A 16,523-nucleotide genomic window follows, 5' to 3' on the forward strand; every position below is an offset into this window, starting at 1 on the left:
GAAAAGATTCAGACGTGTCCGTCATCGGTCACCGACTGCCTTGTGATTGCGCAGGTCAGTAACTAGCATCGCCGCTTAATACGTTTCAACGCACGGGGTCGTCATCGCCTCCCTCCAGGAGATTCCCGATGTCCACACAAGAAACCGTCAGCGGAACAGCGAACAACGACGACACCACCATCACCAGGCAACAGTGGAAGTGGTCGGTCCTCGCGGCGATGGCGTCCTATCTGGACGCCGGATCGATCGTCGCGCTCGGCACCGGCCTGGCGCTTTTCAAGAGCCAGATGGGGCTGACCGAGTTCGGCGTCGGCGCGCTGGCCGCGCTGGGGCCGAACGCCATCGGTTGCGCCGTCGGCTCGTTCGTCGGCGGCCGGCTCGGAGACCGGCTCGGTCGTAAGCGGATCTACAAATGGGATCTCATCGTCTACGCCTTCGGCATCCTGCTGATCGCTTCGGCGGTCAACCCGGTCATGCTTTTCGCCGGCACGTTCATCGTCGGCGTCGCCGTCGGCGCGGACGTGCCGACCTCACTCGCACTCGTCGGTGAGCTCGCTCCGGCACGCGGCCGCGGCCGGCTGATCGGACTGACACAGGTCGCCTGGGGCCTCGGCCCGGTCGTCGTGCTGGTGATGGCGTTGGTGCTCACGCCGCTCGGTCTGCTCGGCACGCGCATCGTCTTCCTGCAACTTTTCGTGGCAGCACTGGTCACCTGGGCCCTGCGGCGTGGCATAGCCGAGTCGGCGAGATGGCAGGCCGCCAAGGCACAGGCCGGCCGGTTCCTGGAGATCTTCCGCGGCGCCAATCTGCGCGCGCTCGTGTGGACCGCGACCATCTATACGTTCTGGGGCCTGGCCGCCGGCACCGCCGGCATTTTCACGCCGTATGTCATCGAAACGTTGCACGCCGGATCGCAGGCGGCTGGTGTGGCGTTGTCCTGTGCGGGATTCGTCACCGGCATTCTCGCGACCGTCTTCATCTTCATGCGTGTCAACGACATCAGCTTCCAGGCACGCCGGTGGATGTGGGGAATCGGTGCGCTGCTGCAGGTGCTCGCGTACGGCCTCTACCTTGTCCTGCCATTCACCATTCCGACCGTTATCGCCAACATCGTGCTCTTCGGCATTGGTGCGTCGCTGGCCGGCGAGCCGACCTACAAGGTGTTCAGCCAGGAACTGTTCCCCACCAGGGTCCGGACCACCGCGCAGGGGTTCACTTTTGGCCTGGCGCGTACGTTGTTGGGGATCTGGAGCTTCTTCGTGCCGGCTCTGGCGGCAGTCAAGATCGGTCCGGTCGCCGCGCTGCTCACCGCCTTCCTCGCGGTCAGCGGTCTGGTCGGATTTTTCTTCATGCCGAAGACGGCCGGTAAGACGCTGGAGGACATCGAACGCGAGCGGGCCGTGGTCTGATGCGGCCGGAGACCGCCGAGCTACTCGACCGTTTCGTCCAGCCAGCGCCAAAGTACGGCCCGCTGCCGATCTGGTGGTGGAGCGGTGCCCCGGTCACCAGGGACCGGCTGCGCTGGCAGATGGAACAGTTGGTGGCCGGCGGTGTCCGGCAGGCGGTGGTGCTCTGCCTGGCGCCGACCGGTCCGATGTTCGGTTCGGTCGCCGACGATCCGGCCTTTCTCAGCGACGAATGGCTGCGGCTGTTCGACAACGCGTGCGCGGACGCCAAGGAACTCGGTTTCACGCTGTGGCTCTATGACCAGATCGGCTTTTCCGGTGCCAACTTCCAGGGCCGGCTGATCGCCGGCAACCCGGATTTCGCCGGGCAGGCCTTGGCTCGGCTGGAAACCGACGGACCTGACGCGCGGCTGGCGGTGGCGCCGGGACAGCGGGCACTCAGCGCGTACGCCGTGCTGGCTAACGGAGAACGCGTCGACGTGTCCATTGTGGACGGCGCGGCGCACTGGCCAGGTGCCGGTCGGCTGGTCCTGACATACGCGCACACCAGCGGTTTCGACTATTTCAACGAGCAGGCTTGCGCAAGCCTGTTGGACCAGGTGCATGGCACGCTCGAACGCGCGGTCGGTCACTGGTTCGGCAGCAGCATCGGGGGCTTCTTCCAGGACGAGCTGCCGCCGATGCCGACCTGGAGTGCCGACTTCGCCGCGACATTCCAGGAATCGTACGGATATGACCTCGTGCCGCGGCTGTGGGCGCTGTGGGAGGCGGATTTCTCGGCTGAAGCAGCCGGCATCAGACGCGACTACCAGGAACACCGCGCACGTCTGGCGCGCCGCGGGTTCTTCGACCAGCATGACTCCTGGTTCGCCGAGCGCGACCTGGTCTGTGGCTTTGACCAGGCATCGCCGGCACGCGAAGGCGATCCCCTCGGCGGCGTGCAGATCTACGGCGACTACCTCGGCCTGCACCGCGGCTATCGCGCACCGGGCAGCGATCACTGGGGTGATGCCAAAGTTCACAGCTCACTGGCACACGCCAATGGTCACGAGCGGGTCTGGATCGAGGCGTTCCACTCCTCCGGCTGGGGCGGCACGCTCGAGGAGACGTACGACTGGCTGTCACCGTTTCTGCGCCGTGGCGCCAATCTTTACGACCCGCATGCGGTCTATTACGCGACCGTCGGCGGCTGGTGGGAATGGGCTCCGCCGTCGACCTGCTGGCGCCAGCCATACTGGCCGTCCTACCACGTCTTCGCCGGCGCGGTCGCACGGCTCTGCTCGGTGCTCACCGCCGGCGCGCACGTCTGCGATGTCGCCCTGCTCTCCCCCACCGCCAACGCGCAGGCCTTCCTCACGCTCGCCGGACCACTGCCGCAGGTCGACCGCTCGGCGCGTGCTTTCCGTGCACTCAATGGGATAAACAGCTGGTTCAACCAGCATCGCGGTGTGTTGGAACAGGCCGGCATCGACCATGACGTGCTCGACGAGGCGACCGTCGCGGCGGCCGAGGTCACCGCTGACGGCCTCAAGATTGCCGCGGAGACATACAAAACCGTCGTCGTCCCGGCGGCCACGGCCGTTCACGCCGACGCCGCCCGGCGCCTCGTCGACCTGGTACGCGCCGGCGGTCGCGTCATCTGTGTCGGCGGTGCGCCTGAGCTTTTCCTCGGCGGCAACGACATCGCGGAAGACTTCGCCGGCAGGGTCGAAGTTGTCGATGCGGTCGACGATGTGCCCGACGCCATCCTGACTGAGCCGGTGCGCGTACGTGCGGACGCGCCGTTTCTCCATCGCCGCCACGGCGACACTCATGTCCTGACCCTGACCGCGCACGACGAGCGCAGCGGTACGGCGAATCCGATCCTGAAGCTGGCCGGCGACTCCTGGATGGAGAGCGGCTTCAGCTGGCAGGACTACAACCGGCAACTGCGCGAATCCGGCTATCGGTTCGTCGGTCTGCGCGACCGGGTCGCGCAGGTCTCGGTGCGTGGACTGGGTCGGCTGCGCGCGCAAAGCTGGTCGCCAGGCACCGGAGAGCGTGTCGAGTTGGCGGTGACCGAGGCCGGCGGCGAACTGTCGTTCGAGGTGCCGTTCGACGACGGTGCGGTCGCACTCGTCGTGCTGGCCACTGACCTGCCAGAGCCGACCACGGCGGCTTTGACACCAGTGAAAGAAACCATCGCGGTCCCAGGGCCGTGGACCGCTACGGTGGCGTCCACATTGGACAACCGGTGGGGTGACCTCGCCAATGCCGACCGCACCGGTGTCCTGCCGATCGAGGTGTGGCGCTTCGATCACACCGTCTCGCCTGACGATGACACGACCTGGACGCCGGTCGTCGCGAGTTTCGGCCCATACGCGGACGTACGCGACGACCCGGACGGCGACTGGCGTCCCGCGCGGTGGTCGCTGGCGCGGGGATTACCGAAGGATCCGGCACATTCGGAGACGCTTGGTCCGAAAGGCTATGTGCCGGAGCACTTCCTCGACTGGCGTCACACACGCGCGGGCCAACGCGTCGCCGTGCGTACGCACCTACCGTTGCCGGACAACGAAAACCTCCACCTGGCCATTGGCGCGACAGCGACTCGGCGAGTCTGGGTCGACGGCGTCGAGCGGTCCGTCGACGGCGACGGCCACCAATCCTTCAGCGCACTGCCATCCGGTCGTACGGTCGAGGTGCTGCTGGAATTCACCGCGGACCACGACGGACCGTTGCGCGCATATTTCGCGGTCGTCACGGACATCGCCGGATTTCGCCGTCCGGAGTGGATAAAACCGGACCGCCAGCTGGCGCGTGGCGTGACCGCCGACCTGCTCCTGCCGTTGCGGCTGGAAAACCTGCCCGCGGACACCACGGTGCACGTGTCGTCCGCCGGAGTCTGCCACCTGATCGTGAACGGCGTCGAGGCCGGCCGGCAAGGCGATTTCGAGCCATATCCGGAACATCCGGAGATCCGGGTGCACACCTACGACATCGGTCGCTTCCTTCGCAGTGGCGACAACGAGATCGTCCTGCGAGTCGGCGGCTCGGCCGCCCTCGACTCGCCGCCGCACGGACTGGCCATTCGCAGTGGCGCGCACTGGACCGGCGCGGTCGAGCAGCGCGCGATCCAACGCGATCCGCACGTCATCTGTCAGTGGATACGGCCACATCCGCTCACCGGCGCGCATTGGCTCGAACCGGCGGCGGCACCTGGTGAGGTCGTCGTGCCGCTGGTTCCAGACCGCGAACCAGGCGGCGAGCACGTCGAGTGGCTGCGGCTGAATGTCCCTCCTGGCACCAAAGCTCTGCGCGTGCCGACCGATCTGCCGGTCGTCGCGGTGATCGACGGCCAGGAGGTCAAAGCCGACGCCGGCGTGATCACCGTCTCCGGCGGGGCTCGTACGGTTTTGCTGCGAATAACGGCGATCGACGGCCGGCGCGGCGGCGCCCTGCTGTCCGGCCCGGTCGAGCTGACCGTCGGCGAGGCCGAGTTTCCATTGGTCAGCTGGGAAGAGCTCGGACTGCGGGCGCTCGGCGGCGAGGTGACCTATCGCACCACCGTGGACCTTCCGGGCTGGTCCGGCCGGACCAGCATCGACCTCGGAGAGGTGCGGGGCACGGCGGACGTACGGGTGAACGGCCGGCTGGCCGGACAGCTCGTGTGGGGTCCGTGGCGGACCGAGGTCACCGATCTGCTGCGAAGCGGCGAAAACCGGATAGAAGTCGTCGTACGTGGCACGCTTGCCGGCTATCTGGACGACGCGTCGCCGACTTCCGGGGTCTACGCCGGACAGGTGCGTACGGGGTTGTTCGGTCCGGTCACACTGCGCCGGCACTGAGCCCAGCAAACAGCCGTGGAACACTGTGAACATGGGGGAACGGAGACACACATGACCGGTGCCGGGTCGCCAAGCATCAAGGATGTGGCCGCCGAGGCCGGCGTCTCGCTCGGCACCGTCTCCAACGTCCTCAACCGTCCACACCAGGTCAGCGCGCAGACGCGCGCGAAGGTCGAGGCGGCCATCGCCGCGCTTGGCTTCGTACGCAACGAATCGGCTCGCCAGCTGCGCTCCGGCCGCAGCCGGACCATCGCCTTCGTGGTGCTGGACGGCGGAAATCCGTTCTTCACCGATGTGGCGCGCGGCGTGCAACAGATCGCCGACACCGCCGGGATGGCGGTTTTTCTCTGTAACAGCGGCGATGACCAACAGCGACAGGCGGCCTACGTCGACCTGCTGGAGGAGCAACGGGTCGGCGGCATGCTGATCACGCCGCTGGACGGCGACGGCGAGCGCATCGACCAGCTGCGGCAGCGTGGCATGCCGGTCGTCTACGTGGATCGTGCCGCCGGGCCGGCGAACTGCTCGGTCACCGTCGACGACGTGCAAGGCGGCGAGCTGGCGGCCGCGCACCTGCTCGACACCGGCCACCGCCGGATTGCCTTTGTCGGCGGGCCAATCGGCATCGGCCAGGTCGCCGATCGACTGGCCGGCGCGCGTACGACGCTCACCGGAAACGCCGAGCTCGTCGTGCTGGAAACCGGGGCGCTCAATGTCGCCGAAGGTCGCCGCGCCGGCGAGCGGCTGGCCGGCCTGCCGGCTTCGCGCCGCCCGACGGCCGCCTTCTGCGCCAACGATCTGCTCGCTCTTGGCCTGCTCCAGCAGATGGTACGGCTCGGCCGCCGCGTGCCGGACGACCTGGCGATCGTCGGCTACGACGACATCGAGTTCGCCGGCGCGGCCGCCGTGCCACTCACCTCGGTGAGCCAGCCGCGCGAGCTTTTGGGCCGTACGGCGGCAGAACTGCTGCTCGCCGAGGTGCGCGGCGACCCGGAACACCAGCACCGGCAGGTGGTTTTCGCGCCAGAGCTGGTCGTACGCGCCTCGACGACCCGCTGAAAGCGGTCTATTCCAGCTGGTACGCAGAAGCCTGCAGCTTGAACAGCGTCGCGTAGGTGCCGCCTTCGATGGCGATCAGCTCGTCGTGGGTGCCCTGTTCGACGATCTTTCCGTGGTCCAGCACCACGATCTGGTCCGCGTGCCGCACGTTCGCCAGCCGGTGCGTGATCAGGATGGTCATCGTGGTGCCGTCGCTCAGTCGGCGCAATGCCTGGAAAACCGCGTGTTCGGCGCGCGCGTCCATGGCGGCGGTCGGCTCGTCCACGACCAGGACGGGCGCGTCACGATAAAGGCCACGTGCGACACTGATGCGCTGCCACTGCCCACCGGACAGGTCACGGCCGTTGCGGAATTCCCGCGACAGCACGGTTTCGCCGGCGGACGGCAGGTCGGCGATCACCGCGTCCGCACCGGATTCGCGTGCCGCGGCGGCAAACGCGGCTCCGCCGAGGTCGACCCGTTCCAGCCGGCCGATCCGGATGTTGTTGTCGGCGGTCATCGGCCAGCGCGCCGGATCCTGCAGCACCATCGCGATGTGCTGATAGATCGAGTCCTCGTCGGCGGTGGTCAGGTCCAGGTCGTCCCAACGTACGGCACCGGCGGTCGGCTGGTAGAGGCCGGTGAGCAGCCTGGCCAGCGTGCTCTTGCCCGACCCGTTCTCACCGACCAGCGCGATCGTCTGTCCTCTGTGGACGGTCAGGTCGATGCCGCTGAGCGCCGGCTCCGGCTGACCGGGATAGCGAAACGACACGCCGCTCGCGGTGATCTGGCGCGGCTGCGACGGAGCGCTGACGCCGGTCCGCGGGCGCGTACGTTTCCGTGACTCTTCCAGCAGGTTTGTGTATAGGTCGAGATAGAGCGTGTTCTCGTAAAGGCGGTTGACGCCGAACATCGTATTGGTCAGCGCGGAGGCGGCCATCCGCATCGCCACGACGGCGGCGCCGGCCAGCGCCAGCGGCAGCGTGCCGACATAGAGCAGCAGGCCAAGCACGGCGAACGCGACACCGGCGCCGATGCCGGCGATCGCCCGGCCGATCAGCTGGACGCGCGTACGCGCGACCCCGACCCGCTTCGACTCGTTGGTGATGTCGGTGCTGATCCTGGAAAACTCGGTGCGCAGCGCCGGCCCGGCCGTGCAGGCACGCATCTCCGCCGCGTTCTCCCGGTCGGTCAGCAGCTCGCTGGCCACCGCGTGCTGCCGGCTCCGCGAGACCATCCGCAGAAAGGAGCGATACGACAGTTTCGCGGCGCGCGCCGAGGCCCAGACGTCCGGCACCACCGAAAGCAAAACCAACGGCGCCAGCACCGGATGCAGCAGCCCGGCCGTCACGACCGCGGACACCAGATAGATGACCGAGCCGGAGATGTCGGCGATCGCCTTGATGCTGGTCTCGATGCTCCGGATGCCGTGCGACAGCGCCTGGCGGAGCAGGTCGGAATAGTCGGCGTCCTCAAAGGCGATCAGCGCCACCCTGGACACCGCGGAGTGCACTTCTTCCTGCGCGGCCTGCTCAACCTGCGGGGTGAGCGCCGCCTGCGCCGCGCCGTTCAGTGCCTCCAGCAGAGCACGCGCGGAAAACGCCGCCACCACCTGCAAAACGGCCGGCAACGAGGCGAGCACGCGCGCCGGTGTCGGTCCGTTTGCCAGCAGTACGGTCAAAACGTCGGCGGTCGCCAGCAGTCCGAAAGCGGTCACGCAGCCACTGACGACGGCCAGCACACCGGCCGCCGCGGTCAGCCAGCGCGACGACCGCCACGCCAGGCCGATCACCAGCCGGATGCCGGCCGGCAGCGCGCGTAAGGTGCGCCAGATGCCGGTGGTGGCCACCTGCTGCTCGACGACGGTCCAGGTCGGCAGGGACAGGTCCTCCATCCCCACCAGCGCTCGGCCGGCCATCAGCTGGCTCGCGGTCGCCAGCCGGCGCGTGCCAGGCTTTCCCTGGTCCGCAGCGCGAGTCCGAGCACGCGCTGCTCCGGTGGATGGCCGCAGCCGAGCAGCCGGTTGTTGTGCAGATGCAGGAAGCTGCGGGCCAGCTGGAAAACGGTACGGTTCACCGCGCCATTGTCGGCCATCTCGCGCAGTTTCGTGGCGATCGGTGCGAGTTTTCCGCGGCGCGCCGCCAGGATCCCGGCGACCGCGGCGCCGCCGTCCTGACCGGTCAGCCAGTCGGGATCGCCGAGCACCGCGCGCAAAGTCGACTGCTCTTTGCGGAATTCCTCCGAGGTGTCCTTACGGTCCAGCAGTCCGGCGGCATAGAGTCGCGCGCGTTCGGCCGGGTCGAGGCCGAGAGCGGCCAGCAGGTCGTCCCCGGAAAGGACGCCGAGCAGCGGCCGGTCGATGCCCATTTCCCGTTTCCGGCAAAGGTCCAGGATGTCGGCGACCGCCGCGCTGTCCACCGCGAACAGCTGTTCGGCCAGCGCCATGCCCGCCGGTCCGCCATAGCGCTCGACCTCCTGGTCGTAGGTGTCGAGGCAAAACCGCTCGCAGAATCCGTCCGCGACCAGTTTCGCCGCCCACTCAAGCAGACCCGGCGCGAGCTCCCGGCGCAGCACCCCGGGATCACCGTGCCAGCGCACGCGTACGTGCGGCTCGGGGTCCTGGTATCGCATGAAAAACCACGAGTCCGCCAGGCCGTTGGCGGTCGTCTCGGCGGCGAGCGTACGCAACGGACCGCCGATCAGGTCTTCCTCGTACGGGTCGAGGAAATACAGCTTGGCGAACAGCCAGTCGCTGCCGGGCGGCCGCAGCCGCGACCGTGCGATGGAGCCGGTCGCCGGCGACCGTCGCGGCGCCGGCTTTTCCTCGTGGTCCAGGATCAACGGCACCACGAGCTCGCTCAGATGGCCGCTGACCCACGCGTGCTCCGGTCCGGGCAACGCCTCCTGCAACACGACCTCGGTCTTCTGCAGCCGGAGCTGTTCCACGTGGTCCGGCTCGTCCAGGTCGAGCAGCAGCCGGTTGTCCGCGTACGTCAGGTAAACGTGCCGCGGCACGTGCCACCTTTCCCGCCACCGCGCGACATCGCTGGCGTCCTCCAGCCGCCAGCTGGCCGGTGCCAGCACGGTGCGACCCACCTGGACGCGTGGCAGGAACGGAAACCCGCTGGCCGGTCCCCAGTCGAAACCGCCGAAAACGGCGCGCCGGTCGGCCTTGATCTCGTCCAGAAACCGGACGATAGCCGGCGCTCCGGCCGAGTTGAGCATGTGGCCGGCGCACGGCACGACCTCGTGTTCGCGCCACCGCAGGACAAACCGGCCGTCCTGCAGTCCGACCATCAGCTCGTCCAATGGCAGCACACGATCGCAGCCCGCGGTCGTCCCGAGCGGCAGCTCCAGATCGCGCACCATCGGCCGGACCGCGACGTTCGCCGACCTGGTGGAGCGCGGCAGATACGACACCTCGACGCGAAGTTTTCCTTTGCTCCTGGCGGCTTCCGCGTCCGCCGCCGCCCGCAGCGCGGCCGTCGCGTCCGGACCGAGCAGGTCGGCGAACCGGCCGAGCACCCGTCCGGCGACACTGGCGCCGAGGTTTGGCCCAAGTACGACCAAATAGTCGCCGGCATCCACCGCGGCCGGCGAACTCGCGACGACAAACGCCGACACATCCAGCGAAGGCGGCGCGTTTTCGGCCGACAACGGCTCGATCTGGAGCTTGTCGATCATCGCTGGAGACAGCTCGACGACCTGCTGGCCGTCCTTGATCGCGTTCAACGCGAGATTGGTGAGCGTACGCTCGCGCTCGGAGTGCCCGGCGTCGCTGTGGCCGTGTTCTGGCGGTCCGAGGCCGATCTTCGGATCCAGCAGCTCGACCAGCGGCACCTCCCGGTCGTGGCCGTAGTGCTGCTCGAAACGCTGCCGATATCCGTCCAGGTGCGCCATTCCGCGTGGCCAGACCGAAAGCCGCAGCACCGTCTCGGCTAGCCCGGCGACTTCCGCAGCGACCCCGGCGCTGACGTGACGGCCGGAAAGCGGCATCGCCATGTCCGTCTGCAGTGTTGTCTTCGCCGGCTCGTGAATCGCGTGCGCGCGAGCCGCCAGCCCCGCGTAGTCCGATCCGTCCCAACGCGCGATTTCGGCAAGAAAATCGGAAAGTGCGGTCGCCTCAGCGCGTGCCGCCGGCACGGTCGCGAGCCGGTCGGCGACATACCGCGCCGGCTCGGCGACGGTCAGCGGCGGCCGCAGGTCGGTCAGCAGGACGGTCTGTTCCCACAGTTGCTGGAGAAACGACTCCACCTTCTCCGCCGGCGCACCGCCGGCGGTCAGCTTCTCCACGATCTCCTCGTACGGCACCGGCCGCCGCGCGAGTTGCAGGACGGTCCGTACGGCATTGGTCGCACGCAACGAAACCGCGCGCGGGCCCTCGTCCAGGTCGCCGATCGTGCCGCGCTCGCTGAGAAAGATCCGGTCGGCGCGGACGAACGCGGCCGGGTTGGCAAACCACCGCAGGCCGGCTCGCACCTCCGGCCGCTTTTCCAGCACCGCCACGAAATCCAGCAGCCACCCCATGTCCGGTCGGGTCCGCGTGTGCGGCGGCTCACCGGACAGCGACAGGTCCGTACGCTCACCCCAGCCGGCCAGCGCGACGCCGGCGAACATGCCATATGGCGTCGGCCGGGTCGACATCCGAATGAGATAGCGCAACAGCTTGCCGGCGATCCTGCCTCGCGCGGCCGCACCCTCAGGTGGCTTTTCCAACGCGCGTACGAGATCGCCGGCACCGACCGCCAGCGCACGCTGGATCCGCTGATCCGCCGGCAAAGCCGTGCCGGCGACGGTCGGGACCGACCAGTCGCCGCGCAGCGCGAGGTAGTCCTCGACCGGCAGCAGCGGCGTACGCACCATCAGCCAGTCCAGCGGCCGGTAGAGTCGCTTCACCCCGTTTTCTCCTTCACGCCAGCAACAACAGCCGGTCCCAGCCTGGCTCGACCGCGGCGCCGGCGGCGAGAAGCGCGAGTGCGGTCCCGGCCGCACCATCGAGCAGACCGGGCCGGTCGACCCGGGCACCGTCGTCTTCGATCGTGGCGAAGCCGATCGTGCGTTGCGGCTCGTACATCTCCAAAAGCCGCTCGGTCAGGTCGATCGCGGCCTCGGTGAACACCGGATTGCCGGTGTCGTTGGCAAATCGGAGCGTGATCTGCAACAGGCCACCGACTCCGTGACAGAGTCCGGGCGAGGCGCCGATCGCGCGCTCGCGCCATGGCCGCCGATAGACCGCGGTCATCGTCTCGACCGCAAACGTGCGGATTTTGGCGTCGTCCAAGGCAACACCGGCCAGCCACAGCGCGCGTGCGATGCCAGGGCTGCCGTAACACCAGCCGCTCTGCGCCAGCGGTCCCTGGCGACCGGTCGGCGAGACACCGAACGGCCAGTTCGGTCCCCATTCGTCGTCGGCGCGATTGTCCAGCAACCACGAAGCGCCAGCCAGGATCGCTTCCTCCTGGCCGGCAACGGAAACTCCGGCCCGCGACGCAAGAGCCAGCGCCGCGAGCGGACCCGGCAGGCCGTGCGCCAGGCCGCAGTTCAGTACGCCGTCCGGAAACTGCCTGGCGATCGGGCTGTCCGGAAAGATCACGTCGGCCGGGGTGAACCAGTTGGGTCCACCCGGTCCGTGCTGGCACAGCCGCACCAGGCCGGTCAGTACGCCGAGCGGTTCCTCGGCCCTGGACAACAGATATCCAGCCGTGCCGGCCAGTCCGACGATCGTGTCCCAGGCACGGGCCGGCAGGCCGTACGGTCGCGCCGCCAACGCTTCGCCACGGTCTCCAGCCGCCGCGACGATCCGAGTGTCCAATGTGGACATCAGTCGGCGGTATCGCGTGCCGTCGCGGGAAAGCCACGAGGCCGCGAAAGCCGCCCCACCGAGGCCGCCGAACATGCCGGGATGCGCGCTCCACGCACCGTTAAGGTCGTCCGTGGCGTCCGCGAGCGCCGCGTGTGCCGTACGGTCCCAACCGTCGTCCGGCCGCAGCCGGTCAAGCTGTCCGTAGAGCACCGCGACGCCGGCGGACGCCTCAAGGCCGGCCTGCGTGCCGGTCACCGTACGGTCGCGCAGCCGCTCGGCCACCTCGACCGCGGTGGCCACCGCCGACTCCGCGAGCGGCGCCGGCAGCCGGATTTTCCACGCAGGCCGGCCATCCACTAGTTGCAGGTCCAGCCGTGCGTGTTGCACACGCCGCAGGTCGCGTCGTGCGAGTCCTCGCAGCCGATCGGGCCGGAGGTGTGCTGCGGGCCGCTCCACGGACGCAGCGTCGGCGGCTCGTCGAGCCGGATGTCCAGGTCGAACTCATCGGTGCTGTGCATGAAACCTCTCCTTTCGTCGTCTCCAGCGTCGGCGGCTGGCCGGCGGGTGGGCAGAGCCAGCGGCCGGGAACATCGGGGAAAGATTCCTGGGACATAGACTGTGGTTATGGCTCTCCCGCCGCGGGTCAGCGACCTGACCAGCTTTGACCTGCTGCTCAGCGTCGCCAGGCTCGGCAGCATCGGCCGCGCGGCGGCGGCGCACCAGATGTCGCAGCCGGCCGCCAGCGCGCGGCTGCGGCAGCTCGAACGCCAGCTCGGCGCGCGGCTGTTGGAGCGTCAGGCGCGTGGCACGCAGCTGACGACGGTCGGCGAAGTCGTGGCCGGTTGGGCTCAGCCGGTGGTGGACCGGGCGGCCGACCTGGAGGCCGGCATCGCGGCGCTGCGGCGCGATCGCGCCACCCAGTTGCGGATCGCGGCCAGCCTCACCGTTGCCGAATATCTGTTGCCGGGCTGGCTGATCGCGCTGCGTACGGCCGATCCGGAGACGGTGACCACGCTCAGCTGCGGCAACTCCGCCGAGGTCGCCGTGCAGGTGCTCGGCGGCCAGGCCGACATCGGCTTCGTCGAGGGTCCGGCGGTGCCGGCCGGCGTCGAGGCGCGGGAGGTCGCGCGCGACGAGTTGGCGGTGGTGGTCGCGCCATCGCATCCCTGGGCTCGGCGGCGGCGCGTACGCCCGGCGGAGCTCGCGGCCACACCGCTGCTGAGCCGCGAGGCCGGCTCTGGCACGCGGGAGGCGTGGGAACGGGCCGTACGCGCGCAGGTCGACATCGAGCTGGCGGCCCCGATGCTGGAGATGTCGTCGACGACCGCGATCAAGGCGGCGGCCATCGGCGGGATCGGTCCAGCGGTGCTCAGCGTGCGCGCGGTCGCGGCGGAGCTGGCCGCCGGCACGCTCGTACGCCTGAGCGCACCCGGTCTCGACCTCACCCGCCGCCTGCGGGCGATCTGGCCGGCCGGCCAGCCGGTCCGCGGCGCGGCCGGCGACCTGCTGGCCATCGCGCTGCGCACATAAGAGGTCGCGCGGATAGGGGAGCGACCTCTAAGCCCCGGTTATGCATCCATCGGAGACTGGTGTCTGGTGCGACTCGCCGACCAGGCTCAAAGTGGCCTTATGGCCTCACACCGGATGCTGCGCGACCTCGACGACCCGGCGCAGCTGTTCGCCAACCTCGGTCCCAACTGGTACGCGTCGATCATGGGGACCGGCATCGTCGCGGTGGCCGCCACGACGCTGCCGGTGCGGTTCGCCGGCCTGCGTACGGCCGCCACCGTGGTCTGGGCCTTCGCCGCGGTCATGCTGGTGGCGCTGACCTGTGCGTGGGTCGTGCACTGGATCCGCCATCCGGCCACCGCGCGCGGCCACGCGCACGATCCGGTGATGGCGCAGTTCTGGGGTGCGCCGCCGATGGCACTGATGACGGTCGGCGCCGGTGCGCTCGTGCTCGGCCGGGACTGGATCGGCCTGGACGCGGCACTCGCCGTCGACTGGACGCTGTGGACCACCGGCACCGCCCTCGGCCTGGTCACCACCGCGTGGATCCCCTACCGCATGATGACCAGCCACGACATCGCGCCGGACAGCGCTTTCGGCGGCTGGCTGATGCCGGTGGTGCCGCCCATGGTGTCGGCCGCCAACGGCGCGCTGCTCATCCCGCACCTGCCGGCGGGGCAGGCTCGGCTGGACATGCTGATGGCCTGCTATGCGATGTTCGGCGTCAGCCTGTTCGCCACGCTGTTCATCGTGCCGCAGGTCTGGCAGCGGCTGGTGCGGCACAAGACCGGCCCGGCGGCGACCGTGCCGACGGTGTGGATCGTGCTCGGGCCGCTCGGCCAGTCGATCACCGCCGCCAACCTGCTGGGCGGTGACGCCGCGGCTGCCGCGCTGCCTCGGCCGTATCACCAGGCCGCCGCCGCTTTCGGCTTCGTCTACGGCGTGCCGACCTGGGGTTTCGCCGTCGTCTGGCTGGTGCTCGCGGCAGCGCTGACGGCACGTACGGCCCGGCGGCGGTTGCCGTTCACCCTCGCCTGGTGGAGCTTCACCTTTCCGGTCGGTACGGTCGTCACCGGCACCAGCGCGCTCGCCGGACGGCTGCATTCCGACCTGTTCACGGTCGGCGCGGTCGCGCTCTATGTGCTGCTTCTGGTCGCGTGGAGCACGGTCGCCGCCCGCACCGCCTACGGCAGCTATCGCGGCCGGCTTTTCCAGGCCAGGCCGCAAGGGCCTGTTTCGGAACAGACCTTAGCCGGCGCGCCGTCGTGAGAACAACGCGCCGCCGATGGCAAGCACCACACCGAAAACGAAGATCAGCGTCCCCATCACGTTGACCTGTGGCGGCAGGCCGACGCGCGTCGCACCCCAGATCCACAGCGGAAAGGTCTCGGTGGAGCCGGCGTTGAAGCTGGTGATGATGAAATCGTCAATGGACAGCGCGAAAGCCAGCAACGCGCCGGACATGATGCCCGGCAGGATCATCGGCAACGTGACCAGCCGGAAGGTCTCCCACGGCCCGGCGCCGAGATCTCGAGCCGCTTCCTCCAGCGACGGATCCAGCGTCGCCGCGCGCGCTCGTACGGTGATCGCCACGAAGGACAACGAAAACATGATGTGCGAGATCAGGATCGTGAGATAGCCGCGCGGAATGTCGAGGTTGAGGAACATCGACAGCAGCGAGGCGCCCATCACCACCTCGGGAGCGGCGATCGCGGCGAACATGACCGTGTCGAGGATGCCGGCGCCGCGGAAGCGATAACGCGCGAGCGCGAGACCGATCAGAGTCCCCAGCGCACCAGCGAAAATCGCGGTCAACAACGCGATCGTCAGCGAGTTGAGCAACGAGATCGTCAGGTCCGGGATCGCGAACACGTCCCGATACCAGTGCAGTGTGAAACCCTGCCAGGTGTTGTTGAACTTTCCCCTGGTGTCGTTGAAACCAAAGACGATCATGCCGGCAACGGGTACGAACAGCCAGGCCAGCACGACCCAGGTCCAGACCCGCAGATAGCGGCCGGAGCGCTGCACGCGTGCGGCCGGCGGAGCGACGGCGGTTTTCTCGGCTGTTGCGGTCATCGCGCGGCCGCCTCCATGATCTCCTTGGTGCCGAGCGCTCGCGCGTACGCGAAAATGCCGATCAGCAGCAACGCCATCAGGGTGAACGAGAGCACGGACGCGATCGGATAGTTGCTGGCGACGAAATACTGCGACTGGATGACGTTGCCGATCATCGTGTTGGCGGTGCCGCCGAGCACCTGCGCGTTGACGAAGTCCGAGCTGGCCGGCACGAACGTCATGATGACGCCGGCGAAAACGCCCGGCAGCGACAGCGGCAGGATGATCTTTCCGAAGATCGCGGCCTTTCCGGCGTAGAGGTCGCGGCCGGCCTCGACGACGCGGTGGTCGACGCGGTCCAGCGCGAGGTAGATCGGCAGCACCATGAACGGCAGCCAGTTGTACGTCAGCCCCAGGATCACCGCTGGAGCCGTCGCCAGGATGTGGAAGTCCTCGGGCAACAGGCCGATCGCCTTGAGTGGCCCGAGGAGGACGCCGTTGTCGGAAAGCAGAAAGCTCCACGCGGTCGTACGCAGGACGAAGGACACGAAGAACGGCAGCAACATCAGCAGCAGATACGTCGATTTGCGCGCGCCGCCGTGGAAAGCGATCCAGTATGCCATCGGATAGGCCAGCACGATCGCGATGACCGTCGCGGCCAGACCGTACAACAGGGATCGGATCAGCTGGGTGTGATAGAGCGAGATCGCGTGGGTGTAGTTGGAAAAGCTCCACGTCGGCGTGAAGCCGGTGACCACGTCGCCGGTCTGCAGCGACAGCGAGAGCATGAAGACCGCGGGGATCACGAAGAAGATCGCCAGCCACAGACCACCTGGCAGGATCAGAAAGTACGGCGCGAGCGCCGCGCGCAGCCTGTGCATCGGC

General features: G+C 68.5%; 11 protein-coding genes. 5 read left to right on the forward strand and 6 right to left on the reverse strand.

The window, feature by feature from the left end:
• The first annotated feature begins 128 nt into the window (after positions 1-128).
• The 3 genes from GNX95_RS28910 to GNX95_RS28920 are packed head-to-tail and all read left to right on the forward strand — an operon-like array spanning position 129 to position 6,292.
• Complete coding sequence (locus GNX95_RS28910) at positions 129-1,409, forward strand: MFS transporter (protein ID WP_163510783.1); 1,281 nt, start codon at positions 129-131, stop codon at positions 1,407-1,409.
• Positions 1,409-5,233 carry a hypothetical protein gene (locus GNX95_RS42705; protein ID WP_222854017.1) on the forward strand — a complete coding sequence of 1,275 codons (3,825 nt, stop codon included), beginning with the start codon at positions 1,409-1,411 and terminating at the stop codon, positions 5,231-5,233. Before GNX95_RS28910 ends, GNX95_RS42705 begins: the two co-directional genes overlap by 1 nt.
• A 51-nt stretch (positions 5,234-5,284) precedes the next feature.
• Positions 5,285-6,292 (forward strand): LacI family DNA-binding transcriptional regulator, encoded by a 1,008-nt coding sequence (locus GNX95_RS28920; protein ID WP_163510784.1) that lies wholly within the window; start codon positions 5,285-5,287, stop codon positions 6,290-6,292.
• Positions 6,293-6,299: 7 nt separating this feature from the next.
• Here the strand turns inward: GNX95_RS28920 and GNX95_RS28925 are convergent, their stop codons facing one another.
• The 4 genes from GNX95_RS28925 to GNX95_RS28940 are packed head-to-tail and all read right to left on the reverse strand — an operon-like array spanning position 6,300 to position 12,592.
• A complete protein-coding gene (locus tag GNX95_RS28925; RefSeq protein WP_163510785.1) occupies positions 6,300-8,189 on the reverse strand; it encodes an ABC transporter ATP-binding protein in 1,890 nt (629 codons plus the stop codon).
• Complete coding sequence (locus GNX95_RS28930; protein WP_163510786.1) at positions 8,189-11,167, reverse strand: lantibiotic dehydratase; 2,979 nt, start codon at positions 11,165-11,167, stop codon at positions 8,189-8,191. Before GNX95_RS28930 ends, GNX95_RS28925 begins: the two co-directional genes overlap by 1 nt.
• A 13-nt stretch (positions 11,168-11,180) precedes the next feature.
• Entirely contained in the window at positions 11,181-12,431 is a 1,251-nt protein-coding gene (locus tag GNX95_RS28935) for a lanthionine synthetase C family protein (RefSeq protein ID WP_163510787.1), read from the reverse strand.
• Positions 12,431-12,592 carry a hypothetical protein gene (locus tag GNX95_RS28940; protein ID WP_163510788.1) on the reverse strand — a complete coding sequence of 54 codons (162 nt, stop codon included), beginning with the start codon at positions 12,590-12,592 and terminating at the stop codon, positions 12,431-12,433. Before GNX95_RS28940 ends, GNX95_RS28935 begins: the two co-directional genes overlap by 1 nt.
• A 106-nt stretch (positions 12,593-12,698) precedes the next feature.
• Between GNX95_RS28940 and GNX95_RS28945 the strand changes: the two genes are divergently transcribed.
• Both GNX95_RS28945 and GNX95_RS28950 read left to right on the forward strand, forming a co-directional pair.
• Positions 12,699-13,604 (forward strand): LysR family transcriptional regulator, encoded by a 906-nt coding sequence (locus GNX95_RS28945; RefSeq protein ID WP_163510789.1) that lies wholly within the window; start codon positions 12,699-12,701, stop codon positions 13,602-13,604.
• Positions 13,605-13,703: 99 nt separating this feature from the next.
• Positions 13,704-14,852: a TDT family transporter gene (locus GNX95_RS28950; RefSeq protein WP_163510790.1), complete on the forward strand. Its 1,149-nt coding sequence runs from the start codon at positions 13,704-13,706 to the stop codon at positions 14,850-14,852.
• Here the strand turns inward: GNX95_RS28950 and GNX95_RS28955 are convergent.
• Positions 14,832-15,659, reverse strand: coding sequence for an ABC transporter permease (locus GNX95_RS28955; protein ID WP_163510791.1), 828 nt, complete (start codon positions 15,657-15,659; stop codon positions 14,832-14,834). The two genes, GNX95_RS28950 and GNX95_RS28955, sit on opposite strands and share 21 nt — an antisense overlap.
• Positions 15,656-16,519, reverse strand: coding sequence for an ABC transporter permease (locus GNX95_RS28960; protein WP_163510792.1), 864 nt, complete (start codon positions 16,517-16,519; stop codon positions 15,656-15,658). The genes GNX95_RS28955 and GNX95_RS28960 overlap by 4 nt, the downstream gene beginning before the upstream one ends.
• Positions 16,520-16,523: the final 4 nt, after the last annotated feature.

This window comes from Fodinicola acaciae, assembly GCF_010993745.1.
GTDB lineage: Bacteria > Actinomycetota > Actinomycetes > Mycobacteriales > HKI-0501 > Fodinicola > Fodinicola acaciae.